At 64.3% G+C, this 26,640-nt stretch carries 18 protein-coding genes, 1 pseudogene and 1 riboswitch; of the genes and pseudogenes, 7 read left to right on the top strand and 12 right to left on the bottom strand.

Annotation, left to right across the window (positions count from 1 at the left end; all coding sequences use genetic code 11):
• Positions 1 to 870, bottom strand: coding sequence for a polyprenyl synthetase family protein (locus MVC20_RS13800; RefSeq protein ID WP_297542335.1), 870 nt, complete (start codon positions 868 to 870; stop codon positions 1 to 3).
• 93 nt (positions 871 to 963) lie between these two features.
• Here MVC20_RS13800 and crtD point away from each other — a divergent pair.
• Positions 964 to 2,466 (top strand): annotated as a pseudogene (gene crtD, locus MVC20_RS13795) (1-hydroxycarotenoid 3,4-desaturase CrtD); the annotation flags it as partial.
• A 5-nt stretch (positions 2,467 to 2,471) separates the two neighbouring features.
• Entirely contained in the window at positions 2,472 to 3,392 is a 921-nt protein-coding gene (gene crtC / locus MVC20_RS13790; protein WP_297542333.1) for a carotenoid 1,2-hydratase, read from the top strand.
• Positions 3,393 to 3,410: 18 nt separating this feature from the next.
• On the opposite strand, the gene lpdA is transcribed toward crtC, so the two are convergent.
• The 5 genes from lpdA to MVC20_RS13765 form a co-directional block, all read right to left on the bottom strand.
• Positions 3,411 to 4,805 carry a dihydrolipoyl dehydrogenase gene (lpdA, locus tag MVC20_RS13785; RefSeq protein ID WP_297542331.1) on the bottom strand — a complete coding sequence of 465 codons (1,395 nt, stop codon included), beginning with the start codon at positions 4,803 to 4,805 and terminating at the stop codon, positions 3,411 to 3,413.
• A 138-nt stretch (positions 4,806 to 4,943) separates the two neighbouring features.
• Positions 4,944 to 5,522, bottom strand: a complete 579-nt coding sequence (locus MVC20_RS13780; RefSeq protein WP_297542329.1) for a DUF924 family protein — start codon at positions 5,520 to 5,522, stop codon at positions 4,944 to 4,946.
• 102 nt (positions 5,523 to 5,624) lie between these two features.
• On the bottom strand, positions 5,625 to 6,878 hold the full coding sequence (locus MVC20_RS13775; RefSeq protein ID WP_297542327.1) for an MFS transporter: 1,254 nt from the start codon (positions 6,876 to 6,878) through the stop codon (positions 5,625 to 5,627).
• 66 nt (positions 6,879 to 6,944) lie between these two features.
• Positions 6,945 to 8,033: a tRNA preQ1(34) S-adenosylmethionine ribosyltransferase-isomerase QueA gene (gene queA / locus MVC20_RS13770; protein WP_297542325.1), complete on the bottom strand. Its 1,089-nt coding sequence runs from the start codon at positions 8,031 to 8,033 to the stop codon at positions 6,945 to 6,947.
• Complete coding sequence (locus tag MVC20_RS13765; protein ID WP_297542323.1) at positions 8,030 to 11,425, bottom strand: AsmA-like C-terminal region-containing protein; 3,396 nt, start codon at positions 11,423 to 11,425, stop codon at positions 8,030 to 8,032. Before MVC20_RS13765 ends, queA begins: the two co-directional genes overlap by 4 nt.
• Before the next feature lie 107 nt (positions 11,426 to 11,532).
• On the opposite strand from MVC20_RS13765, the gene MVC20_RS13760 reads away from it, so the two are divergent.
• From MVC20_RS13760 to MVC20_RS13745, 4 genes are all read left to right on the top strand, one after another.
• A complete protein-coding gene (locus MVC20_RS13760) occupies positions 11,533 to 11,994 on the top strand; it encodes a peroxiredoxin (protein ID WP_297542320.1) in 462 nt (153 codons plus the stop codon).
• A gap of 20 nt (positions 11,995 to 12,014) precedes the next feature.
• Complete coding sequence (locus MVC20_RS13755) at positions 12,015 to 12,818, top strand: ferritin-like domain-containing protein (RefSeq protein ID WP_297542762.1); 804 nt, start codon at positions 12,015 to 12,017, stop codon at positions 12,816 to 12,818.
• A 185-nt stretch (positions 12,819 to 13,003) separates the two neighbouring features.
• On the top strand, positions 13,004 to 14,323 hold the full coding sequence (locus tag MVC20_RS13750) for a M23 family metallopeptidase (protein WP_297542318.1): 1,320 nt from the start codon (positions 13,004 to 13,006) through the stop codon (positions 14,321 to 14,323).
• Positions 14,313 to 14,831, top strand: coding sequence for a polymer-forming cytoskeletal protein (locus MVC20_RS13745; RefSeq protein ID WP_297542316.1), 519 nt, complete (start codon positions 14,313 to 14,315; stop codon positions 14,829 to 14,831). Before MVC20_RS13750 ends, MVC20_RS13745 begins: the two co-directional genes overlap by 11 nt.
• 197 nt (positions 14,832 to 15,028) lie before the next feature.
• Here the strand turns inward: MVC20_RS13745 and MVC20_RS13740 are convergent, their stop codons facing one another.
• The 4 genes from MVC20_RS13740 to MVC20_RS13725 form a co-directional block, all read right to left on the bottom strand.
• The gene (locus tag MVC20_RS13740) at positions 15,029 to 16,228 is read right to left on the bottom strand and encodes an HlyD family type I secretion periplasmic adaptor subunit (RefSeq protein ID WP_297542314.1); all 1,200 of its coding nucleotides are present in this window, start codon (positions 16,226 to 16,228) and stop codon (positions 15,029 to 15,031) included.
• 1 nt (position 16,229) lies between these two features.
• Positions 16,230 to 18,458 carry an ATP-binding cassette domain-containing protein gene (locus MVC20_RS13735; RefSeq protein ID WP_297542312.1) on the bottom strand — a complete coding sequence of 743 codons (2,229 nt, stop codon included), beginning with the start codon at positions 18,456 to 18,458 and terminating at the stop codon, positions 16,230 to 16,232.
• On the bottom strand, positions 18,455 to 19,762 hold the full coding sequence (locus tag MVC20_RS13730) for a TolC family protein (RefSeq protein WP_297542310.1): 1,308 nt from the start codon (positions 19,760 to 19,762) through the stop codon (positions 18,455 to 18,457). Before MVC20_RS13730 ends, MVC20_RS13735 begins: the two co-directional genes overlap by 4 nt.
• A 74-nt stretch (positions 19,763 to 19,836) precedes the next feature.
• Positions 19,837 to 22,887: an Ig-like domain-containing protein gene (locus MVC20_RS13725; protein WP_297542307.1), complete on the bottom strand. Its 3,051-nt coding sequence runs from the start codon at positions 22,885 to 22,887 to the stop codon at positions 19,837 to 19,839.
• Between the two features lie 445 nt (positions 22,888 to 23,332).
• Between MVC20_RS13725 and argE the strand changes: the two genes are divergently transcribed.
• Complete coding sequence (argE, locus tag MVC20_RS13720; protein ID WP_297542305.1) at positions 23,333 to 24,496, top strand: acetylornithine deacetylase; 1,164 nt, start codon at positions 23,333 to 23,335, stop codon at positions 24,494 to 24,496.
• Between the two features lie 158 nt (positions 24,497 to 24,654).
• On the opposite strand, the gene MVC20_RS13715 is transcribed toward argE, so the two are convergent.
• Complete coding sequence (locus MVC20_RS13715) at positions 24,655 to 25,368, bottom strand: tRNA (guanine(46)-N(7))-methyltransferase TrmB (RefSeq protein ID WP_297542303.1); 714 nt, start codon at positions 25,366 to 25,368, stop codon at positions 24,655 to 24,657.
• A 44-nt stretch (positions 25,369 to 25,412) separates the two neighbouring features.
• The gene (metK, locus tag MVC20_RS13710) at positions 25,413 to 26,579 is read right to left on the bottom strand and encodes a methionine adenosyltransferase (RefSeq protein ID WP_297542301.1); all 1,167 of its coding nucleotides are present in this window, start codon (positions 26,577 to 26,579) and stop codon (positions 25,413 to 25,415) included.
• 5 nt (positions 26,580 to 26,584) lie between these two features.
• A riboswitch (SAM-SAH riboswitch) is annotated at positions 26,585 to 26,632 on the bottom strand.
• Positions 26,633 to 26,640 lie beyond the last annotated feature (8 nt).

Raw genomic sequence — 26,640 nt, 5'->3', positions numbered from 1 at the left:
TCAGGCCCGCATGCGCGCAGGCAGCACGGAAATGATGCGCTCGGCCTGCATCTGCACCATCTTGGCCAGCCGCGCCTCGCCGGGGCAGGACGGGATAGAGGCAATCGCCCCCGCCAGAATATCCTTGAGCCGCGTCACGGCACCGGCCACCCCCAATTGCGACACCGCATTGGGCCGCCCGTGCAGATCATCCTGCCCCACCGGCTTGCCCAAGGTTTCGGCATCGAGCAGCGCATCCCGCAGATCGTCCGCCACCTGGAACGCCGCCCCGATGCGCGCCCCCAATTCATACCACGGCTCAGGCTCGTGTCCCGCCGCAATGGCCCCCATCTGCGTGGCCGCGATAAAGAGCGCGCCGGTCTTGGAGCGGTGATAGGCCTCCAGATCAACCGTCGGCTCACTCTCCCAGCCCTGGCCCGCGCAGATCCCGTTCGGCATACCGCTCCGCCGCGCCAGCGCGAGGATCAGCGCATTGGCGCGCGCCGCATCGCTATCCGCCACACGGGCGAGAATCTCGAATGCCATGATGATGAGCGCATCCCCGGTCAGCACCGCCAGCGGCTCGGAATAGGCGCGATGCACCGAAGCCTTGCCCCGCCGCAAATCCGCATCGTCGAAACAGGGCAGATCGTCATGCACGAGGCTCGCGCAATGCATGATCTCCAGCGCGGCGGCGGCGGCATCGCTCAACTCGGGCCGGTCATCACCGCAGGCCATCGCCACAGACATCAGAATCGTCGGGCGAATACGCGCGCCGCCTGGGCTGGTGGCATAATCGAGGGCGTCCGCCAATCGCGCCGGGGTCTGCCCCGCCTGCCCCCGCGCAATCGCCTGCGCAATGGCCGCCTCAATGCGGGTCTCGATGGGCATGGCCGCTCCTTTTTCGAGGGATGCATCAACATTCTGACACATCACGTGTAAATCATACTGGACACATTGCCCGCGCGAGTCAACAATCGCGTTATGAAATCGGACACGCCCCCTCTGGAACCGCGTGACAGGGCTGTGATCGTCGGCGCCGGGATCGCGGGGCTGGCCACAGCACTGCGCCTTGCCCATGCAGGGCTAGCCGTCACGGTGCTGGAACGGCACGCGGGCCCCGGCGGCAAGATGCGTGCCCTGCCTTCGGATGCAGGCCCGGTCGACGCCGGCCCCACGGTCCTTACGATGCGCGGCGTGTTCGACACGCTCTTTGCCAGCGTCGGTGCGCGGCTCGAGGATCATGTTGAGCTGGTGCCCCAAACCATCCTCGCCCGCCATTTCTGGCCCGATGGCAGCAGCCTTGACCTCTTTGCCGACGAAGCCCGGAGCCGTGCCGCGATCCATACGTTTGCGGGTGACTGTGCCGCCCGGCAATTCACCAGCTTTTGTGCCCGCGCGCGCCGCCTTTTCGCGGCCTTCGATGCCCCGATGATGCAGGCCGCCGCCCCCTCCTCTCTGGCCCTCGCCGCAACCGCGCTCCGGCAACCAGCGCTGATCCGCGCAATGGCGCCGCTCTCGACCCTCGCACAAAGCCTCGCGCGCCAGTTCGACGATCCCCGCCTGCGACAGCTCTTTGGCCGTTACGCCACCTATGTCGGCGGCTCGCCCTATCAGTCCCCGGCGCTCCTGTCGCTGATCTGGCAGGCCGAGGCGGCGGGCGTCTGGGTGGTGCGTGGCGGCATGCACCGCCTGGCACAGAGCCTGGCAACCCTCGCCAGTGCCAAGGGCGCGCATTTCCACTACGGCACCCATGTCACGCGGATCGAGACCGAAGGCGGGCAGGTGCGCGGTGTTACCCTTGCCGACGGCACCCGACTCGCGGCCGAATATTTGGTTTTCAACGGCGACCCCCGCGCCCTTGCCTCAGGCGCGCTCGGACCTGCCGCGACGGCGGTCGCCACCCAGACGATGAAACTGCCACGCAGTCTCTCGGCGCAGGTCTGGGCCTTTGCCGCCACGCCCTCAGGTTCCGACCTGGCACATCACAACGTCTTTTTCGCCGCCGACGCCCGCAGCGAATTCGACGATCTCGACGCCGGGCGCTGCCCGCGCGACCCCACGATCTATGTCTGCGCTCAGGATCGCGGCCTGCCCGAACCTCCGCCCCAGCGCGAGCGGTTCGAGATCATTCTCAACGCGCCACCGCTTGATGGCCTCACCCAAACAGCCGAGGATTTCGCCTCATGCCACACCCGGACCTTTCAGACCCTCGCGGCTTTTGGACTGCGCTTCAATCCCATACCCGGCGAGGGGGCGCTGACGACACCGGCGCGGTTCGACCGGATGTTCCCCGCCTCTCTCGGGTCGCTCTACGGGCAGAGCCCGCACGGCATGACAGCGGGGCTCAAACGGCCCACGGCACGCACCCCCATCCGGGGCCTCTACCTCGCGGGGGGCGGGGCCCATCCGGGGGCGGGGGTGCCGATGGCCACGCTCTCCGCCCGGCACGCGGCCGAGGCGATCTTGAACGACCGAATTTCGACCTAGACGTGCCGCCCAACGGCTATGCCTGGTGGTATGTCGACGGGCTCAGCGACGATGGCGGGCGCGCGGTCAGCGTGATCGGGTTCATCGGTTCGGTGTTCTCGCCGTGGTATGCATGGTCAGGCCGGCGCAATCCGGCCAACCATGTCTGTATCAACGTCGCCACCTACGGGCCCGGCGGACGTTTTACCATGACCGACCGGGGTACCTCGGCCCTGCGCCAGACCCGCGATTGCCTGACCGTCGGCCCCTCGTCCATGCGGTGGGAGAATGATCGCCTGATCATCGAGATCAACGAAATCTCCTCGCCCCCGCTCATTTCCCGGGTACGCGGACGCATCACCGTGACACCCTCGGCGCTGACACAGATGGAATTGCCCCTTACCCCCGAAGGCACCCATATCTGGCGACCCTTTGGCCCCACCTCGACCATCGAGGTTGATCTCGACGCACCCGGCTGGCAATGGCGGGGGCATGGCTATTTCGACGCCAATTTCGGCACCCGCGCTCTGGAACAGGATTTCAGATACTGGACCTGGGGGCGTTATCCGGTGCGCGGCGGCTCCACCTGCTTTTACGATGCGGTGCGGATGGATGGCTCCGCGCTCGCCACGGCGGTGCATTTCGACGTGGACGGACAGGCGCAGGACATCGCTTTGCCACCCAAGGTGAAGATGCGGCGCAGCCTGTGGCAAGTGTCCCGCGACACCCGCGCCGACGCCGGATATCAGCCGCATCAGGTGAAACCCATGCTCGACGCGCCCTTCTACAGCCGCTCTGCGGTCAAGACGCGACTGGATGGCGAGGAAACCGTGGGGGTGCATGAGGCGCTTGACCTCACCCGCTTTCGCATGGGCCTGCTCAAGCCCATGCTTGCGGTGCGCGTCCCCCGACGCGCACGGTGGCGCTTCAACGACGCGCCCTGATTCGGGCGCGCCAATCCCTCAGATGTGAATCACCCGGTCATAGGCATCAAGCACGCTTTCGTGCATCATCTCGCTCAGCGTGGGATGCGGGAACACCGTGTTCATCAGGTCTTCTTCGGTGGTCTCCAACTGGCGCCCCACCACATAGCCCTGGATCAGTTCCGTCACCTCGGCGCCCACCATATGCGCACCCAAGAGTTCGCCCGTCTTGGCATCGAACACCGTCTTGATCATGCCCTCCGGCTCGCCCAGCGCAATCGCCTTGCCATTCCCGATGAACGGGAACCGGCCAACCTTGACGGCATAGCCCTTTTCCTTGGCCTTGGCCTCGGTCAGGCCCACGCTCGCGACTTGCGGGTGGCAATAGGTGCAGCCCGCGATGCTCTCGGGCTTGACGGGGTGCGGATGCCCGCCCGCGATCAACTCGGCCACCATCACGCCCTCATGGCTGGCCTTGTGCGCCAGCCAGGGCGCGCCCGCGATATCGCCGATGGCATAGAGACCGTCCACGCCGGTGCGGCAATATTCATCCGTCACCACATGGGTGCGGTCGATCTTGACGCCCAGCGCCTCAAGGCCCAGCCCCTCGACATTGCCCACGATGCCCACGGCAGAGATGACCGTGTCAAACTCTTGCTGCTCGACCTTGCCCCCTACCTCGATATGCGCGGTGACTTTGCCCTTGCCCCGATCCAACTGCTTGACCATGGCCTTTTCCATGATCTTCATCTTCTGCTTGGTAAACGCCTTCTTGGCAAAGGCGGAAATCTCGGCATCCTCGACCGGCAGAATACGCTCCATCACCTCGACCACGGTCGTCTCGGCCCCGAGCGTGTTGTAGAAGCTGGCGAATTCGATGCCGATGGCGCCCGATCCGATCACCAAGAGTTTCTTGGGCATCCGGGACGGCATCAGCGCGTGCTTGTAGGTCCAGACCAGATCGCCATCCGCCTCAAGCCCCGGCAATTCGCGCGCCCGGGCACCTGTGGCCAGAATGATGTGCTTGGACTCAAGCTCCTCGACTCCTTTGTCGGTCTTGACGCTGACCTTCCCCTTGGCGGGCAATGTCGCCTCGCCCATCACCACCGTGACCTTGTTCTTCTTCATCAGGTGGGCAACACCGCCGCTCAATTGCTTGGCCACCCCGCGCGAGCGCTTGACCACAGCATCCAGATCATAGCCGATTCCATCGGCCTTGAGCCCGAATTCCTTGGCGCGGTGCATCAGGTGAAACACCTCGGACGACCGCAGCATCGCCTTAGTCGGGATACAACCCCAGTTGAGACAGATGCCCCCCATGTGCTCGCGCTCGACAATGGCCACCTTGAGGCCCAGTTGCGCGCCCCGGATCGCAGCCACATAGCCCCCCGGACCCGCCCCGATTACGATCATGTCATAGGTAGTCGACGCCATGTGGCCCTCCGTTTTCCAAATTTAGTTTGCCATTAAACTATTTTTCGCAAAATCGCAACGCGACATGATTGACTGATTGAACAAACAATCGTCAGACGTGTCTTTTCAGCAATTCGGAACGCAGGACTTGGTCGCTGATCACGCCGCCTGCATGATCCGCCGCAGGGTGCCGCCATAGCCGCCCCCGGCCTCGAACGCCCGTTCCGATGCGGTGGAGGGCCGCGCCAGCGCTGCGTTGCGATAGGGAAAGCGGCCAAACTGCCGGATCACCTCGCGATGCGCCCGCGCATGCGTCAGGTTCTGCTCGCCATGCTCTGGCATCCGCTCGCACATCAGGCGCACGCAGCGTTCCTGATCGCAGAGGTTCTCGGAATGCATGAGCGGCAGGTAAAAGAACTGCCGCGCCGGCTCGTCGATCCGCAGGTCCCAGCCGCGATTGATCGCCACCTTGCCCGCCGCCAGTGCCTGTTGATCGGTGGCAAAGGCGCGGGCATCGTTCCGGAACATATTGCGCGGAAATTGATCGGTCAGGATCACATAGGCCAACATGCCGCTCGGATAGGTCAGCCAGAGGCCATAGGCCCCCTCTCGGGCATTCTCCCATGCTGCCAGAAACTGCTGCCGTACTTGCGCATCCAGCGTCTCTGACGCCTTGTACCACCCTTCCGGTCCGACTTCATCCAGCCAGAACCGCAGCACGTCGTCGGGTGTGACCATAGGGGGACTCCTCAATATCCTATGACGTTTCCATGACGGTAACGGGATTTCCTCCCATTCCAGAGTAACATAATACTACAGAAGGGACATATTTTTTCGTTTTCAATCCTCTTTCGCGTCTTGCGCGGTCTCGATGGCATATTCTTGCGCAAATTCCACCGCCATTGGCGATGCATTGGGCGAAACCGGCATGTAGCGGTCGGTTTCGCGCACTGTCGGGGCCTTGCGCTGCGTCATGCGATAAATCGCATAGGCCACCATCGCGAACATCAGCAGCGCAATATAGAGGAAGTATCCCCCCGGCCCCATGACCCCCATCATCCAACCCACCATGAGCGGCCCCGCGATGGCCCCTAGCCCGTTGATGAATACCATGCCGCCCGCCGCCGCCGCCATATCCTCATGCGCAAGAAAGTCGTTGGTATAGGCAATCAGCAGCGAATAGAGCGGGTTCGACGTGCCCCCGACGATAAAGGCCGCAAGCATCAGGAACCAGAAATTATCGCCCAGCATCATGCCGATCACCGCCCCGATGCCAGTCCCCAGGGACACCGCAGCAATCAGCTTGCGTCGATCCATCCGGTCCGACAGCCACCCGAGCGGGTATTGCGCCACAACGGCGGCCACGTAGAATGACGCCACAAAGGCCGAGATCTGCCCGACGCTCAGCCCCGCTTCGGCGCCGTAGACCGCCGCCATGCCGAATTGCGCGGCAAAAACGCCGCCCGTCAACAGCATCCCCACACAGCCCAGCGGCGAAATCTTCATGATCTGACGCAGCGACAGTGGCTTGGTCGTGCCAAAGGCGGGGGTCGGGCTGACCGAGAGCAGAATGGGCGCAAAGGCCAGCGACACCAGAACCGACGGGATGACGAAGAGCACATAGCCCGACGGATCCGCCAGCACCATCAGACCCTGCGCCGACACGATCCCGATCATCTGCACGATCATGTAGAGCGACAGCGCCTTGCCTCGCGTGGCATTGGTGGCGGAATTGTTCAGCCAGCTTTCGGCGGTCACATAAACGCCCGAGAAACAGAAGCCGATCAAAACGCGGCCAATCGACCAGGCCCAAGGCTCTGTAATCGTGGGATAAAGGATCAGAACCGCCGAAATCATCGACCCGAGCGCGGCAAAGACCCGCACATGCCCGACCCGGCGGATCATCTCGGGCGCCATGCGCGAGCCGAACAGAAAGCCCACGAAATAGGACGACATGACCACCGACATCTCGTAGGTCGAGAACCCTTCGAGCGCGCCGCGCACCCCCAGAAGCGTGCCCTGCATGCCATTGCCCACCTGCAACAGCATCATGCCCAGCAAGAGGGCCCATGCCCCCGACAGCACCTGTAACATCGCGCTCTCCTTGTTCTTCGGGATCAGCCTAACAGATGCATCACCAGGAGGCACCCCAAAGGCGACTTACTCTGTCCCTTGCGCGCCCTGCCTGTCAGGCTTTGCCGCGGGGATCAACAGCGAGGCATCCCCGTAAGAGAAAAAGCGATATCCCTCCGCCACCGCATGCGCATAGATTTGCCGGATCGTGTCCTGCCCCATCAGGGCAGAGACCAGCATCATCAGCGTCGATTTCGGCAGATGGAAATTGGTCATCAGGGCGTCGGTCACGCGGAACTCGAACCCCGGATAGATAAAAATATCCGTATCCCCCGACCAGGCTGCAATCTCGCCCGTGGCCCGTGCCGCCGTTTCGATCAGGCGCAGCGCGGTGGTGCCCACCGGAATGATCCGCCCCCCCGCCGCGCGCGTGGCGGCAATCTCTGCGGCGGCCTCGGGGCTCACTTCGCCCCATTCGGCATGCATCTTGTGCGAGGTCACATCCTCGACCTTGACCGGCAGGAACGTGCCCGCCCCCACATGCAGCGTGACATGGGTGAACCCCACGCCCATCGCCGCCAGTTCCGCCAGGAGCGCCTCGTCGAAATGCAACGATGCGGTGGGGGCCGCCACCGCCCCCGGCGCCCGCGCCCAGACGGTTTGATAATCGACCTTGTCCTGCTCATCCGCCGGACGGCGTGCGGCGATATAGGGCGGCAGCGGCATCGCCCCCGCCTCGGCCAGCGCCGCATCGAAATCGTCGCCCTTGAGGTTGAAGCGCAACCGCCCCTGCCCCTCGTCCTTGGCCTCGAGCACCGCCGACAACCGGTCGGAGAACACGATTTCCTCGCCCTCGTTTATCTTCTTGAGCGGCTTGATCAGCGCGCCCCAGGTGCCCTGCGTCCCCGGCTCCAGCAAGGTGACCTCGATCCTGGCCGCGGTGTCCCCCTGCGCCCCTGACCGATGGCGTAGCCCGCTCAGCCGCGCCGGGATCACCCGTGTGTCATTCAGCACCAGCCGATCACCGGGCCGCAGCCACCGCCCCAGATCAGCCACCCCCGCATCGGTGATCGCATCACCTTCCGCCACCAGCAACCGCGCCGCGCGCCGGGGTCTTGCGGGACGCGTGGCAATCAACGCCTCCGGCAAGTCAAAGTCGAAATCCGATAGCTTCATCTGTCCTGTCTTTGGTGAATGTCCTGCGCCTCGCGCGCAGCGGGCCTCTCGACCTGCCCCGAGGTGGCCGCCCGCCCTGTGCCCACCGTGGGCGCAGGCCGCCGGAACATCTCGCGCAGAAAGCCGGGTGCCAACGCCGAAAGCGGGTTAACCGACACCGCCGGATCCGATGACGGGCCCTTGAGCGTGTAATTCATCCCGATAAGGCCCTCGCCGGGCCGGGTAAAGGCCTCTCCGATCCCGTTGAGCAGATAGACCGGCGAAACCACGCCCTGCATGTCCATCCGCTTGTCGGCCAGACGGTAATATCCATCCATCGAAATCCCGACGGATGCCCCGACCGCGCTGCCTTCCAGCAGGATCAATCGCTCCGGCGTCAGGCGAAACCGCGCATCGACCCGGCCAAAATGCAACCCTTGCCCGGAAAACTGCTCCAGCAGACCGACGATGCTCACCGTATTCAAGAGCGCCGCCAGAGCGGGGGCCTCCTTGACGCGGACCTGATCAATCCCCAACACGCCGTCATAGCTTCCAGGCTCCGGCGCGGGCGTCAGCACCAGCTCCAGCGTTCCCTCACGTGCCTGTTGCAACAGTCCCGCCGCCTTGAGCACACCGCCCGCATCGTCTGCCCGGATACGGAATGCGCTGCGCCCGCCCATCGGCACCACCTGCCCTGTCACCGGGGCAATGCCGTTCAAGAGCCCGCTGAAATTGCCGCTCATGCCGCCCGTGGTGTCCAGATCGCCGCGAAATTCCGAGAGCGCGAAACCCTCCGAAATCTGCAACCGCTCCAATTGCAGGGCGACCGGCACACCGGCACCACCACTGCCACCACTGCCACCATCGCCCGCATCTCCCAAAGACATCTGCCGTAGATCGACCGTACCGCCCGTCACCTCGACCCGCGGCGCGACCCCCGCGCCACGCCCGACCAGCGCCACCGGCGCATCGAGCCAACCGCCCAGCGTAACCCGGCTGAACTCGGCCCGGTCCAACCCGCCGCCAGCGTTCAGGCTCACCCGCCCGCGCGCCTCCAGTCCCGCACCACTCAGACCCAACGCGGTGATTTCGGGCACTTCGCCCAAGCGGCCCGTCACATCGAGCCGCCCAAGCTGCGACGCACCCAGCGCCCAATCCAGCTGCGGCAGCCGCAAACCCACCCCCGCCAGATCGGACGTCAGCGCAAATTCCGGCGCCTGCCCCTTGGCAAAGCCGATTTCCATCACCCCCTGCCCCGCGCCGGTCACGCTGCCCGGTGGCAGATCAATGGCGAACTCATCCAGAAACCGCTGCGACAGCTCGATCTGCCCGCGCACCCGGCTCTCGCCCTGCGGATTGCCGCCAATCGCCATGTCCCAACTGCCGCGCACCGGCACGTCGCCCACCCGCGCCGCGCCGCCGATTTCCAGATGCGTGTTGCTCGCCTCGACCGCCAGCGCCTCCGCTGTCAGCACCCGCCCCTTGATGAGCAGGTCGCTGCGCACGTCGCTGAGCGTGCCAGCCACGTCAAAGGCCACCTCTTCCGTCGTCAGTTGCTTCTTCAGCAGAAACGTCAACTGCCCCGCCAGTTCGGCCTGACCATCCGCCACCGTCACCGGCTGCCCGGCCTTTTGCAGAAACCGGAAGGGCGGCGAATCCAGCAGCGACAACGCCGCCGTGATCGTGCTTTTGGTCCGCATCACCGCCTCTGCCGGGCTTTGCTTGACCCGCACATCGGGAATGATGAAACTCGTCCCCGACACGTCGATCGCACCGCCCTCATCCGCTATGACTTGCCCTCGTTCGGCATGGATCACAAAGCGGTTGTCATAAAGCGACGCCCGCCCAGAGGCCCCCGAGATGGGCGGCACATCGCGCACATAGACGGTTTCCAGATCCGAGAAATCGAAGCCAAGGTAGAACTCGGGGCGATGCTCGGGCAAAAGACGCAAGGCAAACTGAATGTCCCGCAGATCGGCCTTGGCCACGTTCTGCTCGATCCAGTCGCGCGCATTGGCCTGCGCCGCGCGTGGCCAGAGCGCCATCAATCGCTCCGGCGCCAGCCCGTCCATTTCGCCTTCCAGCGCAATATCCCAGCCCGCATCGCCCCCGCGCGCCTCGCCGCGCGCCCGCAGGTAGCGGCCCTGATCGCTCAGGGTCAACTCGCCCAGGGTCAGAACAAAGGGCTCCAACCGCAACCGCAGCGCCACCTGCGCGCTCTCAAGCCGGATCGGTTCGGGATAGAGATCGGCAGGATCCGCTACCACGTCGCTCACCCGGATCTGTGCCTGCAATTCGCGCGGCCATCCGTCCTCCATGCCGACAAGCCGCGCGCTGCCCTCGGCCCGCGCCTGACCCCAGGCGCTATCCACCGACAATTCGGTAAAGCGGATTTCCTGGGCCATCGGATCATAGGTGAAATAACTGCGCGCCGCGCGGAACTTGATCGGGGCGGTGGCGGGCGTGGGCTGCAGCACGCCCGCGCCAATCTGCAACGTGGCATTGAGCGGGCCAAGACGGCCTTCGCCGTCGACCCCTGCACGCAGCGCGCCCGAAATCGGCGCCTCCAACGCCCCAAGCCAGGCCAGCGCCGGCGATTGTCCGGCAATGTCACCCGCCGGCATATCCTCGAACGTGGCGCCAAACTCTGCCGCCTTGCTGCCGATGCGCCCCGCGTAATTCACCGCCAGCGTGGTCGCGTAATCGCGCGCACCAAGCAGCGCCACATCGCCGCGCAGGGTGATCTCGTTGCCCGCGCGCACCAACTCCAGCCGTCCGCCATCCGCGCTCCAGGCACGGCCCGCGCGGGCATCCTCATAGCGCAGCGTGAGATTGTCCGCCGTCACGCGCGTCAGCGCATCCAGCTGCGGCCGGGCAAAGAGCGCATCCAGCTGCTCGTTGAAGGTGCCGCCCTGCCCCGTCCCCTCGAACATGATCGCAAACTCGCCCGATGCCAGCCGCCGCAGCCCCAGCCGCGCGCCCGACAGATGCACCGCCTCGGGCTGCACCTCGCCGCGCAAGAGCGGCGCCGGTGCCACCGTCACCGCGAGGGTTCCCAGCGTGACCAGCGTTACACCGTCGAGATTGGCCAGAACCACATCGCGCAACGCCACGCGCGGCACCAGATCCTCGCCCACCACCAATGACATCTCGCCGAACCGCAGGGCGTAGCCCGGCACGCTCGCATCAATCCGCGCGGCAATCCGCGCCTGCACCCAATCGGGCGCGCGCAGGTTTGCCCCGATGCTCATCGCCACCCCAAGGCCCAGAACAACCACCAGCACCACGCAGGAAAAACCGAACTGCATCACATGACGCACCAGGCGACGCCCCTTACGGGCGCGCCTGGTGGTCTTGATTGGCGGCTCCGGCGTTTCCGCCGTGCCCTGCTCTTGTGTCGGCTGCGTGCTCATCCTATCCGTTCGGGCGCAGACCGCGCCTCTCTTTTGCCTCGTGGCTTTATTCTGGTCCCTTGCGACCTAATATGGAATTCACAATTTTTCATCCCAGAGGATACCCCATGCCTGACACATCTGAAATGGCCCCCGATTTCACCCTGCCGCGCGCTGGTGGCGATCCTGTCACGCTCTCGGCCCTGCGTCCCGGCGCTGTGGTGCTGTTTTTCTATCCGCGCGATGATACCTCCGGCTGCACCAAAGAGGCGGTCGCCTTCTCCAGCCTCAAGGATCAGTTCGACGCCGCCGGGGTGACGGTGCTGGGCATTTCCAAGGACAGCCTCACCAGCCACGAAAAATTCCAATCCAAACATGCCCTTACCGTGCCGCTTTTGTCCGACGAACACGCGCAGGTCTGCGAAGACTTTGGCGTCTGGAAGGAAAAGAGCATGTATGGCAAGAAGTTCTTCGGCATCGAGCGCTCGACCTTCCTGATCGACGGGGAGGGGCGCATCGCCCGCGCCTGGCGCAAGGTCAAGGTGCCCGGTCACGCCGAAGAGGTGCTGGACGCGGTCAAGGCGCTGTGAGCGAGCTGACCCTGACAGAAATGGCCGTCGCGGTGCTCTCCACCCGCGATGGCCGCGCCAAGACGGCGCTCTCGCGCGCCCATGCCGCCACGTGGTTTGCCGCCCGCGCCGAGGGGCGCGCCCTTCCCTTGGGCAACGCGGTGCCACCCCCGCGCCCTGCTCGCCCGGACCGGCCCGAGTTGCGCGACCCGCGCGACGTGCCCCGTCGCCGCCCCGGCTCGACGCAGGGACGCATTGCCCTTCTGCATGCCGTGGCCCATATCGAACTCAACGCCGTTGACCTGCACTGGGACATCATCGCGCGCTTTGCCGACACGCCCATGCCGCTTGGCTTTTACGATGACTGGGTCAAGTCCGCCGACGAGGAATCCAAGCATTTCAACATGATATGCGACTGTCTTGAGGCAATGGGCAGCCATTATGGCGCTCTGCCCGCCCATGCGGGCATGTGGCGCGCCGCCGAAGACACCGCACAGGATTTCCTGGGTCGCCTCGCCGTCGTGCCCATGGTGCTCGAGGCGCGCGGTCTTGATGTGACCCCCGGCATGATCGAGGTGTTCGAGCGCGCGGGCGAGACCGCCGCCGTCGCCGCCATGCGCGTGATCTATGCCGAAGAGGTGCATCACGTCGCCTATGGCTCCAAGTGGTTTCACTTTCTTTGCGGTCGCCATGACATCGACCCCAAGACCGCCTTTCACGAGCTTGTCCGCCGCTACTTCCACGGTGCTCTGAAACCGCCCTTCAACGAGGAAAAGCGCGCCGAGGCCGGAATCCCGCCCGATTTTTACTGGCCCCTCACCGAAAGCGGCTCAATCACCGGTTGAAATCCGGCTTGTGCTATCGGCGAAATTCCGCCGCTCGGGCGGGAAACAGCCCAGAGCCGCCTCAAGATTGGTCAAAAATCTTGCCCAGAGGCGGCACGCTGGCTAATCACGTTTCATTGCGGAATCCTGAAAGAAAGTGAGCACCGCAAAGCGACGAAGGTTGGGGCAACAGGGACTTTGAGCGCGTGAGAACAAGACTTGCGATAAGAATTCATGCGATCCTCGAGAGGTATTTTCCTGAACGCCGGGTCTTTCTGCGATCCGACAATGACACGCGCTTCATCCGCCTGCGCCCCTCTACCCAGCTTTTCGCCTTTCTCGGGGCGTCCGCCATCATCGCATGGTCGATCATCGCCACCTCCATCCTCGTGATGGACAATATCGGCGCGGGCAATTTCCGCGAACAGGCCAAGCGCGATCAACGCACCTATGAAAACCGCCTCAATGCGCTGTCATCCGAGCGCGACAAGCGCGCCCAAGAAGCGATTGCCGCGCAAGAGCGGTTTTCTTCCGCCCTCGAACAGATTTCGCTGATGCAATCCGAATTGCTGGCCTCTGAAACCCGCCGCCGGGAGCTGGAAACCGGCATCGAGGTGATCCAGGCCACGCTTCGCCGCACCATGGCCGAGCGCGAGAATGCCCGCAAAGAGGCGGAACAACTGGCCCTGTCGATACAATCGGGGGGCGACGTCGGGGTCGGCTCCGGCACCGAGGCTGGCACCGATGCCACGCTCGATTTCCTGACCGCAGCCCTAGAGGACGCGGCGCAAGAGCGCGACACAACCATTGCCAATGCCCAGGACGCGCTGCTCAAGGCCGAGGAAATGGCGCTGGAACTCGAACTGCTCAAGGATCAGAACGACCAGATCTTCAGCCAGCTAGAAGACGCCATGGCCATTTCGGTCGAACCGCTCGACAAGATGTTCCGCGCCGCGGGCCTCAATACCGACAACCTGCTCCAGACCGTGCGTCGGGGCTATTCAGGTCAGGGCGGCCCGCTGACGCCGCTCTCCTTTTCGACCAAGGGCCAGGAACCCTCGGTGGACGCCGAACGCGCCAACCGCATCCTGGGCCGCATGGATGAACTGAACCTCTACCGCATCGCCGCGCAAAAAGCGCCCTTCGCCCTGCCTGTAAAAAGCGCGTTCCGTTACACCTCGGGCTATGGCATGCGCTGGGGCCGGATGCACCAGGGCACCGATTTCGCCGCCCCGCACGGCACCCCGATCTATGCCACAGCCGATGGCGTCGTCACCCACGCGGGCTGGCTCTCGGGCTATGGCCGCCTGATCAAGATCCAGCACGCCTTCGGGATCGAAACCCGCTACGCGCATCTGTCGCAAATCCGTGTCAACGTCGGGCAAAGGGTCTCGCGCGGGGAACGGATTGGTGATATGGGCAACTCTGGACGTTCTACGGGCACACATCTACACTACGAAGTCCGCGTCGGCGACAAGTCCGTCAACCCCATGATATACATCAAGGCTGCAAACAATGTTTTCTAAGAGCAAAATCAACGAACCCGCGCAAAAGCCCGCAGAGGCCAAACCGGCTGCCTCCGAGAACCGGCTCGATTCGGCGCGGCCTGACGCGCTGAATACGGAATTCAAGGCCTCGGCCCCCAAGGCCAAGCCGCCTGCCTCGGTGCTGTCCTCGGACCTGCACGTGACCGGCAACCTCAAGACCACTGGCGACATTCAGGTCGAGGGCTCGATCGAGGGTGACATCCGCGCCCATCTGCTGACCGTGGGCGAAGGCGCCACCATCAAGGGTGAAGTGATCGCCGATGATGTGGTCATCAATGGCCGCATCGTGGGCCGTGTGCGTGGCCTCAAGGTGCGCCTGACCTCGACCGCCCGTGTCGAAGGCGACATCATCCACAAGACCATCGCCATCGAGAGCGGCGCGCATTTCGAAGGCTCGGTGCAGCGTCAGGACGATCCCCTGACCGGCAACAAGACCGCGCCCAAGCCGGCAGTGGCCGCCGCCGCGCCGAAACCCGCCGAAGGCTGAGCCAGGCACGAAACAAAAAAGGCGGCGTGGCCTCGTGCCATCGCCGCTTTTTTCATGCCCATTGCCCTGCCCCTGCGGCGTGTCGCGCCCCATCGAAACCACACCCGTCCCGGGCTTGGCCCAGGACCTCTCCGAGGCAGCGCAGAGACCCCGGCGCGGGGGCCGGGGGATATGACCCCGATCAGAGGCAACGTGCTTTACGGCTCGCGCAGCGCCTGCTGGCTCTTGTAGAGCGGCTTCAACAGATATTGCAGCACGGTCTTTTCGCCGGTGTGCAATTCCACCTCGGCCTGCATGCCGGGCCTGATCTCGATCCCCGCCTGCCGGGGGGTGAGCGCGCTCATATCCACCCGCAACGACACCTTGTAATGCGGATCGCCATCGGGATCGCGCGCCCGCTCATCCTTGAACGTATCGGCGGAAATGAAATCGACCCGCCCCTTCAAGGTGCCATAAATGGTGTAATCATAGGCCGTCAGCTTGATCGTTGCCTCCTGTCCGCGCCGTATATTGGCGATGTTGCGCGGCTCGACCCGCGCCTCGACAAACATCTCCTCATCGAGCGGAATGATCTCCAGTATCTCCTCGCCGGGGCGCACCACGCCGCCAATCGTCGTCACATTCAGATTGTTGACCACGCCGCGCATCGGGCTTTGCAATACCGTGCGGTTGAGCTGGTCCTGACTGGCCCGCAAATTCTGGCGCAGGGTCGCCAGTTCCTTCAAGGTCTCGGAATAGGCCTCGGCCCGCTCCAACTCGGCCTGCGTCACGATCTCGTCATAGCGTTTCTCGGCATCGGCATGTGCCTTGCGCGCGCGCGTGACCTCGATCAGGGCCACGATCTTTTTGTCCAGCAATCCCTCCAAGAGTCGCTTTTCCTCGGCGGATTGCTGCATCACCCGCTTGGCCCCTTCGCTGCGCTTGACGAAATCCTCCTGCCGCGCCCTGAGAAGTGCGCGCTCCGAGGCCACCATTTCCCCTGCCCGCGCCGCCAGCACCTCGGGCACGACGAAATCGAATTGCCCGGCCAATTCCGCCTCCAGCCGCAATTGCCGCACTTCAAGACCCGCAATCTGATCCTGCAAATCCGCCACTTCGGAATTGAACCGCGTATCATGCAGCCGCGCCAGAACATCGCCGCGCGCCACCACATCCCCCTCCTGCACCAGCAACTCCGCCAGAATTCCGCCCTCGAGGTTCTGGATGATCTGCGGCCGCGATGTGGAAATGAACTCGCCCGGCGCGCGCACGATCTCGTCTATCCAGGCAAAGGCCGCCCAGAGGATGAAGATCCACACGCTCGCCGCACAGAGCCAGACCATCAGGCTCGGACCGCGCAAGCGCCCGTTCAATTCCGCCAGAATGCTTGCCGTGCTGCGCGCGCCCACATCGCTCATCTCATGCCCCTCCCGGCCCGGTGCCCGCCGCCTGCGCCAGATGCGCCAGCACCTGATCGCGTGGCCCGTCCACCGCCATGCGCCCCGCCTGCAGAATAAGTGTCCGGCTTGTCAGGCTCAGAATTGGCATCCGGTGCGTCGCAATCACCGCCGTGCGCCCCTTGAGCCATACGTCCAACCGGCTCACCAGCGTGCGCTCCAGCGTCTGATCCAGCGCCGCCGTCGGCTCGTCCAGAAGACACACCGCCGGGTCCTGCAACCAGAGCCGCGCCCAGCCAATGCTCTGCCGCTGCCCCTGGCTCAGCCCCTGTCCCCCGTCGAGGATCTCCAGATCCAGCCCCTTGGGATGGCCGCGCACAAAGGGTCCCAACCCGGCAAATTCCAGCGCCTGCATCAACCGCGCGTCATCGCGCTCCAGCAAGGTCAGGTTCAGGTTCTCGCGCAGGCTGCCGGTAAAGAGCCGCACATCCTGCCCCAGATAGCCGATCATCCGACGCAAATCGCGCGGGGCGATCTGGCCCATGTCGGTGCCATCCAGCATCAACCGCCCCCGGCTCGGGGCGTATAGCCCCGACAAGAGCTTGAGAAAGGTCGATTTGCCCGACCCGTTGGTGCCCAGCACCGCCACGACCTGTCCGGGCTGAATGATCAGCCCCGGAATATCCAGCACCGGCGCACCCCCGGTGTCATAGGCAAACTGCACCTCGCGCAGCTCATAGGCCCCGGTCAGGGACGTGCGCCGCAAATAGCTGCGCCCCTCGGCCTCGTCCTGCTCTGCCAGCGCAATCGCATCCAGCCCCGCCAGCGCCGATTTCACATTCCCCCACCGCGCCAGCGTGCCCGATAGCTGCGTCAGCGGCCCGAGCGTGCGGCTGGTCAAGATCCCCACGGCAATGATCGAGCCCACGGTGAATTCCCCCGCGAACACCAGATAGGCCCCAAGGATCACCGCCACGATATAGGTTGCCTGCTGCACCGCCTGCGCCCAGAAACTCAGCACCGATCCAAGCCGCCGCTGCTCGCTCGACTTGATCGCCTGAAGCGCCGTCAATTCGCCCCAGATCCGGCGAAACCGGTCCTCGGCCCGCTGCGTCTTGAGCGTGTCCAACTCGAAAATCGCCTCGTGCAGCAACCGCGCGCCCCGCGCTCCCGCCCCCTGCATCTCGTGGGTCAGGCGCATCATCCGCTTTTGCAAGAGAAAGCCGGGCAACACCATGATGACCCCGCCCAGAATGAGCACCCAGACCACGTTGCCCGCGATGGACGCCACCAGCGCCAGAAACACAACGATGAACGGCAAATCTGTCAGCGTGCCGATGGTCGAGGCGGTAAAGAACTCCCGCACCGATCCGAATTCCCGCATCGCCGAGAATATCTGCGACGGGCTCTTGCTGGCGATCTCTGATCGCATGCCCAGAATGCGATCCATCAAGATGCGCTGCACATTGAGTTCGATCTGCCGCCCGGCCCCGTCCATCAACTGCGCCCGCGCGATCTTGAGCGCGGCTTCCATCAGCAGAGCGAGCCCTGCCCCCGCCGCCAGCACCCACAGCGTCGCCTCGGATTGATGCGGGATCACCCGGTCATAGACCTGAAGCGCAAAGAGCGCGACCGCCACCGCAAGGATATTGGCCACAAGAGAGCCGAGCGCCACCTCTGCGATATGTCGGCGGAACCCGGCAAACTGGCTCCAGAACCAATGCGGCGCGGCCTCTGGTGCGTCATGCGCGCGGCTCAGGCTTTGCACCGGGGCCTCGGCGCGCACGACCATGCCGGTAAAAAACGGCTCGAACTCGGCAAGGTCCACCTCGGCCCGCTGATCGTCGCAAGTGGTATCATGGATCGTCAGGACACTGCCCGCCTGCGACAGCACCAGCACGAATTGCCCGCTCGTCATCTGCGCCAACGCCGGCCACTGATCGGGATGCGGATGCGCCACCGGCTCGACCCGTGCCATCAGCCCCGCCGCCTCCAGCCCATCGGCCAAGGCGCGCGGCTGAGGCTGATCGGCGGGGCCGCCGCCAGCCTTGCTTGCGATCATCGCCTCCAGAATATCGCCCTCGACCGCCTCGACGCCCAAGAGCGCGGCATAGGCCACACCCAGCTTCGCCCGCGCCACCGCCCGCTCGCCAAACCGCGCAGCGGCGGGCTGCGGCCCCTTGGCCCCGCCCTTGACCTCTGCCGCGCGCGCGTTTGTGGTGATCGTCAGGGCGACGGGAGCTTTGGTCAAATCCGACTCCCCTCCGCCAACACGCCCAAATGCCGCGCCAATTGCAACCGCGCCAGCGCCAGTTCGTATTTCAGCGCCAGCGCGCGTGCCTGCCTCTGGGCAAAGGTCTCGTAGACGCCGACCACATCCATCACTTCACGCTGTCCGGCATCATACTGCGCCTGAAAGAGATCGAGATTGGCCTTGGCCGTGTCGCGCAGCGTGCTCGCCTCGCCCACCTGCCGCGACAGGGCGCTGAGCTGCCCCTCCAGCCGCTGCACCACGCGATTGCTGTCCTCATCCGCCTGCGCGCGTCGGCGCTTGGCGGCTTCCTTTTCGGCCTCGGCGGCCTTCAGCTGCGCGCCGGTGCCCAAGCCCAGCAATTGCTCGGATCGCAGATTGAGGCCGAAACTCGTGTCGCCATTGCCCACCGTGCCCCCCGCCGTCAATCCCGGCAATAGACCCGCCCGCGCCATCACCGCCTCGGCGGTGTCTCGCTCGGCCTCGGCCATGGCGCGCAATACATCGAGCGCCGCAACCGAGCCCGCCTCCACCGGCACCTCCGACAGGCCCGCAACCCCGCCCAGGGGCCGCGCCGCCATGGCGTTCAATTCCGCCAGCGCCGTGGCCTCGGCCTCTTCTTGCCCGGCCATCACCTCGCGGATCTCCGCCAGACGCGAGCGCAGAATATTGAGGTCGGACATATCCGACACGCCGCCCTTGACCCGCTCCGACATGATCCATTCGAACCGCCTCATATCCTCCAGCGTGCGCCGCTCCAGCACCAGACGCTCGCGCGCCTGAGACGCATCGAGATAGAGCGACAGCGCCTCGAACACGCGCTTGTTGACATCCTCGGCCAGCGTCACGGCGGCCACTTCGACATCGGCCTTGGCAAAATCGCGCTCCGCCTTCTTGCGGCCATTGTCAAACAGGACCTGCTCGATGATCAACTGGCTCACAAGATCACTCAGACTGGTCAGGCTGAGATTGGGTCCGATGCGCGGCAACCAGTTTTTTGACGCAGCCTCGGCGCGCAACCGCGCGCTCAGCAAATCCGCCTCGGCGCTGCGGCTATAGGCGGCCAGAACCGATCCCGCCACCTCATCAAAAGTGCTGCCCGGCACCAGAACCGAGCGGCGCGCCTGCAAGTCGCGGATGATTTCCGATTGCGCGGCTTCCTTGGCCCGGGCCTCTTGATCGGGGCGCAGGTCCGGCCCCGCAGCGGCGCGCGATACTTCGGCGTCACTGCCACCATCACGCAAACACCCCGCAAGCGCCAAACAGGCCCCCGCCAGCAACAACCCCCTCGTTACAATCCCCATACATAGTCCTCCGACCTTCCGGCCTTGTCGTTGGAGACGCGCACCCCGGCACGGGCACGCGTCCCTGTTCGGCGTCAGGTGACGATCTGTATATCCTCATCCACAACCACCGTGGCATCATTGCCCAGCGTGTAGATGTCATAGGTCTGACCGTCGATCACCGTGCTGCCCGCGGCCTCGGCCCCGCTCAGCGTCACGCGGTCATCCGCACCGCCCTGCACCAGAACCGTGTCGCTATTGCCCGAGAGCGCCAGAACCTGCTCTTCGGTCAGGCTCAATTGCGCCTGATCGCCAAACCGCAGATCAATCGTCTCGATGTCAAAGGCGCTCAGGTTGGGATTGGCGATATTGACAACCGATGTGCTGGTCTCGTCGAGCACGACATAGGTGCTCGCGGTATTGCCCCCGGCATCGGTGCTCGTCACCACCAGCTGTGACCCATCCGAGACCGGCGAAACCTGCCCTGCCCCATTGAGAAAGAAGTAATCCGTTTCGCCGGTGAACTGGTTGGCCTGCTCGCCCAGCGCCAATTCCCGCACATTGCCGCCCGCATCGACTTGATGGATGCTGACATCGTCCGCGCTCGTTTCCACCGTGGCATTGCGATAGCCGTCGCCCTGCCGGAAATAGCCAACGATCCCCGGCGTCTCGGGGGCGACCATATCCAGGGTCAGGCTGCCCGTGATCTCATGGGTATTGCCCGCTCCGTCGGTGGCTGAAACCACCATCGCGGCCTGACCGTCCTGACGGGGAATGTCCCCGTTGGGCAGGGTCACCGACCAATTGCCATTGGCATCCACAACCGCCTGATAGGTGCGGCCAAAGAGCCGGACTTCGGCGCTCGATCCCGGCTCGACCTGTCCTGTCAGGGTCACACCTGCCGCCGCCTCAGAGATGTTGATGATGTTGTCCGGTGTCACCGGCCCATCCTGGCTCAGCTCATTGACCAATGTATCGACCCGCACCGTATCGGTGAGGAACGCGATATTGCCCGCCGGATCGGTCACATCGACCCGCAAGGCCACATCGCGCTCGCCGGGGGCAATCTCATTGGGGCCAAAATTCGCCACCCAATTGCCATTGGCCGCCACCTGCGCCTCGTGCTGCACCCCGTCAATGGTGACAAAGACCCGGCTGCCCGGCTCAATCGTGCCGGTAACGCTAAAGCCGCCCTCGGCCACGTCATTGTTGATGACATCGCGCCCATCCGCACCAATCGCAAGGTTGAGATCGCTGAGGCGGAGGTTGTCGACCTGCGTATCAACCCGGACTGTCGCCTCGACCTCGGTCGGGTTGCCAGCCGCATCGACCGTGCGCGCGTTCACCTCGGGCACATGCGTGCCGCGCGTGATCTCGGCGCTCTCGTACCGGCTCTGCCAGCGGCCCGTGGCATCGGCCTGCACCGTATGCTCGACCCCGTCGAGACTGACCACGACCGTCGCCCCGGCATCCGCCGTGCCCGTGACCAGCACCCCGGCATCGGCCTCGGCCCCGTTGATGACGCCGTCGCCACCAATCGCGCCAGCGTTCAGCGTCAAGAGACCGGCTTCGGTATCCACGCTCACGGCTTGGCGCAATTCGCTGACATTGCCCGCCGCATCCGTCGCCACCGCCACGATGTCGCCCGTGTAGGTGCCTGCCGCGATCTGCGCCCCGGTAAAGGTCGCGGTCCAACGACCATCCGCCGCCACGACCGCATCCACCACCGCATCGCCAAAGCTCAAGCGCACCGTCGATCCCGGCTCGACCGTGCCGCTCATCGTGAATCCGTCGCCCTGCTCGGCGGCGTTGATCACGCCATCCGCGCCACCCGGCGTGCCGGTCATGCCGAAATCGCGCACTTCGGTGTCGACGCGGAACGTTCCGCTGGTGCTGCTGGCATTGCCTGCGGCATCGACCGTGGTCGCTGTCACCTCTGTCTCATATTGCCCACCGGGCAGCGTGCCGGGCTCGAACTCTGCCGTCCAGGTGCCATCCTCGCCCACGACCACATCGCGCGAGACGCCCTCGACCGTGACCGTCACCGTGGCCCCCGGCGTCGAGGTGCCCGTGATCGCCACACCTGCGGCCTCTTCCACCAGATTGACGACCCCATCGCCGCCAACCTCACCGGAATGGATCGCAATCGGGTGCGGCACCGTATCAATCGCCACCACATCCGTGACCACGGTGGAATTGCCAAAGCCATCCGTCGCGATGATGACCACCTCGACCTCACGTTCGCCACCCGGAATGTCGGCAGGATCAAAGACCACCTGCCACTGACCATCCTCGCCGATCACCGTGGTTTCCGTGATGCCCTCGAGGACAACCGCAATCTCGGCCCCCGGCTCACCGCTGCCGGTGATCTCGATCCCATCCTCGTAATCCTCGGCATTGACGATATCGTCGGTCGAGACCACACCATCCTCGATGACCACCTCGGGCGGCGTGGTGTCGATCACCACCACCGGCCCTTCCAATGTGGTTTCGGTGCCGTCGGGTTCCTTGACCACGACAACCACATCGTGCTCGCCATCCTCGGGAAAGGTCTCGCCCTCAAAATCGACCTGCCACTTGCCGTCCTGATCGGCCTCGGTGGTGACCGTCTTGTCGCCGATGCTCACATCCACCTCCGACCCCGGCTCGGCGTCGCCCGTGATGGTGATCTTGGGGCTCTCCTGATCGCCCCCAATGGCGATCGTGCCGTCCTCATTCACCTTTGGTTCGATCCGACCGCGACCACCGCCGCCGCTATCGCCGCCCCCGGCCACAACCGCCGCCGCAACACCGGCCGCGCCAACGCCGCCCAGCCCCAAAAGACCGCCACCCCCCAAGAGCGCGGCCCCCAGCATCGACACCTCGTCATCTTCGGCCGGCGCGGTAATGTCGTTGCCACCCAGAAAGATCAGCTCTTCATCCGGGCTCCACTTGGCCCAATACTCGGTCGGGCCGTATTGCGCATAGACCGGACCATCGCCGCCCTCGCTCAGCGTCACCTCATTGATATAACCGTCCGCGCTGATGAACAGGCGGCTGACAGGCGCGCCGGCTGCGGAATAATACCCCTCCAGCACCACCACCCGGCCATCCGCAAGGTTGATGACCAGGTTCGATCCATCCCGGGCATAGCCCTGAATGTCCATTTGCCGAAGATTAAGAGAAATTTCTTGTCCGTGGCCCGCCGGGATGACCGTGACGCCACCTTGATCCGGAATAGACCCACGCTGAGAATTGCCCGCATCTGTGCGAGCGACAAAATCAATCGCCTTCATAACACCACCACTCTGACCTCAGGGCTCGACACTTTGGCGTGTCGAATTGCTTTATTGCCTAAGAATTATCTTTTTTCCGCCGCTATCGCTAGAAGTTTTTGGCGCGGTCATCCCAAAATAAGCCGCTTTTTCATAGATATGGACAGACTGAGTCTATTCGGGCACGCCTCGCCACACGGCTGAGTCGATCACGCGCCCGGCAACACAATCATTCCGCACATCGCGCCGGTCAGCCCCCCGACGGGGGGTTGACGCGCCCGCCACCGATCAACAGAGTCACAGGGGTTTCAATCCCGTCATCACAGGACCTTCTCCCTTGACCACCCAACTTTCCGATACCGTCGGCCTCCTGCGAGAGTTGATCGCCTTTCCCACGATCTCCGAGCTCAGCAATCTCGACATGATCGCCTATCTCGGCCACCGGCTTGAATCGGCGGGCGCACGGGTGGACATTTTTCACGACGACATTGGACACAAGGCCAACCTCTTCGCCACCATCGGGCCAGAGGTGGACGGCGGTATCGTGCTCTCGGGTCATTCCGATGTGGTGCCGGTGGCCCAGCAGGATTGGGCCTCGGACCCGTTCGAACTGACAGAACACGAGGGGCGGCTTTATGGGCGCGGCACCTGCGACATGAAGGGCTTTATCGCCGCCGCCACCGCCATGGCCCCCTATTTCGCGGAACGGGTGCGCGACCGCCCCATTCACTTTGCCTTCACCTATGACGAGGAAGTCGGCTGTTTCGGGGCGCAAGCCCTTGTCGAAAGCCTGCGCGCCCGTGGCCTGCGCCCCGGCGTGGCCATCATCGGCGAGCCCACGATGATGCGCGTGATCGAGGGGCACAAGGGCTGTTATGAATATACCACCCATTTCTGTGGTCTGGCCGGGCATGGCTCTGCCCCCGACCGGGGCGTGAACGCGGTGGAATATGCCGTGCGCTACGTCAACCGCCTGCTGGAGCTGCGCGAGGCGCTGCGCGCCCGCGCCCCCCGCGACAGCCGCTTTGATCCGCCCTGGACCACGATCAACACCGGGTCTCTCAAGGGCGGTGTGGCCCATAACGTGATCGCCTCCAACGCCACGATCGAATGGGAAATGCGCCCCGTCCAGGCAGCAGACGCCACTTTCGTCAAAGAGGACCTGCGCCGCTACTGCGAGGAAATGCTGCTCCCCCGGATGCGCGAAATCTGCCCCGAGGCCAGCATCGTGACCGAAATCATCGGCGAGGTGGATGGGTTGGAGCCCACCGAAGTGAACGAGGCGCGCGACATCATGATGGAACTCACCGGCGCCAACGGGGCCGATCTCGTGCCCTTCGGCACCGAGGCGGGGCTGTTCCAGAGCTATGGCATGTCCGCCGTGGTCTGCGGGCCCGGCTCGATTGATCAGGCGCACAAACCCGACGAATATCTCTCGCTCGACCAGCTCCAGCAATGTCTCGACATGCTGGGGCGGTTGGGTGACCGGCTGGGACGCTGAGCACGTTGTCATGACGGGACCACACCGCCCCGGCCCCAGAGCCGGGGCCTCCTCCCCGCCGCAACGAGGTCTCGGGTCAAGCCCGGGGCGGGTATGGCTTCGATCCAGCACGGCACGCCCCAAGGGGCGATAGCGGCCGGCGCACAGCGCGCCGCCGCTTACCTCCGCCGAAAGGTCAGGTAATGCGGTACGCGCCCCTCGCGCAGCGCCTTATGTTCATAGCGCGTGGAAATCCAGTCCTCCCACGGCCTGCGCCAGTCTTCAGGCCCCTCGGCCAACCACTCAAAGCCCGCGCGCGGCACTTCTTCTAGCGTCTGGCGCACGTAATCGGGAATATCCGTGGCAACGCGGAAAATCGCACCCTTTTTCAACACCTTGGCCAGCGGCTCCAGATGCTCTTGTGTCACGAACCGCCGCCGGTGATGCCGCGCCTTGGGCCAGGGATCAGGATAGAGCAGAAAGGCCCGAGACACGGATTCTTCGGGCAGCACATCGAACATGTTTCGCGCGTCACCGGGATAAACCGCCACATTCTGCGCCTCTGCCGCCCGGATTTTCCCCAAGAGCATCGCCACGCCATTGATGAAGGGCTCACATCCGATGATTCCGGCTTGGGGATTCTGCACGGCCTGATGCACCATATGCTCACCGCCGCCGAACCCGATTTCCAGCCAGACCTCACGATCCCCGAATAACGATTTCAGATCAATCGGTTGCCGATCGGGGTTCACGTCCCAATCGACGGCCCCCGGCGACAGTTTCGCCAGATCCTCTTCCAGATAGGTTTCCTGGCTAGGCCGCAGGGTCTTGCCCTTGAACCGGCCATAGAAGTTGCGCCACGGCGCGCCTGTCGGATGTCTGTCTTGGCTCATGTACAGTTAAACTGGCGCGCGAGGATCACGCGCCAGCCCTTTGATCACACAGCTTTTTTCAGAGCGTCAACCAGATCGGTCCGCTCCCAGCTAAAGCCGCCATCGGCCTCGGGCGCGCGCCCGAAATGGCCATAGGCTGCGGTGCGCGCATAGATCGGCCGCGTCAGCGACAGATGCTCGCGAATTCCGCGCGGCGTCAGGTCCATGCACTGTGCCACGGCCTTTTCGATGGCGCTTTCATGCACCTCTCCCGTGCCATGGGTATCGACATAGATCGACAGCGGCTTGGCCACACCAATGGCATAGCTCAGTTGCAGCGTGCAGCGCTTTGCAAGGCCCGCGGCGACCACGTTCTTGGCCAGATACCGCGCGGCATAGGCGGCCGAACGGTCCACCTTGGTTGGATCCTTGCCGGAAAACGCGCCGCCGCCATGCGGTGCCGCGCCACCATAGGTGTCCACGATGATCTTGCGGCCCGTCAGACCAGCATCGCCATCCGGCCCACCGATCACGAACGTGCCGGTCGGGTTCACGTGCCACTCGGTCTCGTCGCTCAGCCAGCCCGCCGGCAGAACCTCGCGGATATAGGGCTCGACAATGGCGCGGATGTCGTCGCTGGTCTGGCTCTCGTCCGAATGCTGGGTCGAGAGCACCAGTTGCGTCACCGCGACCGGACGCCCCCCCTCATAGCGCAGGGTGAGCTGCGATTTGGCATCCGGCCCCAACGTGGGCTCGGCACCCGATTTGCGCACCTCGGCCAACCGCTTGAGGATGGCATGGGAATAGAGGATCGGCGCGGGCATGAATTCTGGCGTTTCGTCCACGGCATAGCCGAACATGATGCCCTGATCCCCGGCCCCATCCCGATCCACACCCTGCGCGATATGCGCCGATTGCGGATGCAGCAGGTTCTGCAGCTGCAGGGTATTCCAGTGAAACGCATCCTGCTCATAGCCGATATCGCGCACGCAATCGCGCACGATCCCATCAATCCGCCCCATGAAATCCGCAAGCCGCGATTGATCGGTCAGACCGACCTCACCGCCCACGACCACGCAATTGGTGGTGGCAAAGGTTTCGCAGGCCACGCGCGCATTGGCCTCTTCTGTGAGAAAAGCGTCAAGAATCGCATCGGAAATCCGGTCACACACTTTATCCGGATGCCCCTCCGAAACGGACTCGGAGGTGAAAAGGTAATTCTGTCTTGACATGAAGTTGCTCCATTTGATGTCACCGCCACGCCAGGAAGCCGTTGTGGGGGATTAGGCCGTG

This window comes from Roseovarius sp. (assembly GCF_027019125.1).
GTDB lineage: Bacteria > Pseudomonadota > Alphaproteobacteria > Rhodobacterales > Rhodobacteraceae > Roseovarius.
Note: the sequence above shows the minus strand (reverse complement) of the source record. Positions and strands in the feature narration are given on the sequence as shown.

Bases quoted from the DNA above. Each gene is read 5' to 3' on its own strand.
- MVC20_RS13755 (WP_297542762.1), top strand. From the start codon at position 12,015: ATGGCCGTCGCGGTGCTCTCCACCCGCGATGGCCGCGCCAAGACGGCG.
- MVC20_RS13800 (WP_297542335.1), bottom strand. From the start codon at position 870: ATGCCCATCGAGACCCGCATTGAGGCGGCCATTGCGCAGGCGATTGCG.
- queA (WP_297542325.1), bottom strand. From the start codon at position 8,033: ATGAAGCTATCGGATTTCGACTTTGACTTGCCGGAGGCGTTGATTGCC.
- MVC20_RS13730 (WP_297542310.1), bottom strand. From the start codon at position 19,762: ATGGGGATTGTAACGAGGGGGTTGTTGCTGGCGGGGGCCTGTTTGGCG.
- metK (WP_297542301.1), bottom strand. From the start codon at position 26,579: ATGTCAAGACAGAATTACCTTTTCACCTCCGAGTCCGTTTCGGAGGGG.
- MVC20_RS13765 (WP_297542323.1), bottom strand. From the start codon at position 11,425: ATGAGCACGCAGCCGACACAAGAGCAGGGCACGGCGGAAACGCCGGAG.
- MVC20_RS13775 (WP_297542327.1), bottom strand. From the start codon at position 6,878: ATGTTACAGGTGCTGTCGGGGGCATGGGCCCTCTTGCTGGGCATGATG.
- MVC20_RS13780 (WP_297542329.1), bottom strand. From the start codon at position 5,522: ATGGTCACACCCGACGACGTGCTGCGGTTCTGGCTGGATGAAGTCGGA.
- MVC20_RS13745 (WP_297542316.1), top strand. From the start codon at position 14,313: ATGTTTTCTAAGAGCAAAATCAACGAACCCGCGCAAAAGCCCGCAGAG.
- MVC20_RS13740 (WP_297542314.1), bottom strand. From the start codon at position 16,228: ATGAGCGATGTGGGCGCGCGCAGCACGGCAAGCATTCTGGCGGAATTG.
- MVC20_RS13725 (WP_297542307.1), bottom strand. From the start codon at position 22,887: ATGGACATTCAGGGCTATGCCCGGGATGGATCGAACCTGGTCATCAAC.
- MVC20_RS13760 (WP_297542320.1), top strand. From the start codon at position 11,533: ATGCCTGACACATCTGAAATGGCCCCCGATTTCACCCTGCCGCGCGCT.
- MVC20_RS13715 (WP_297542303.1), bottom strand. From the start codon at position 25,368: ATGAGCCAAGACAGACATCCGACAGGCGCGCCGTGGCGCAACTTCTAT.
- lpdA (WP_297542331.1), bottom strand. From the start codon at position 4,805: ATGGCGTCGACTACCTATGACATGATCGTAATCGGGGCGGGTCCGGGG.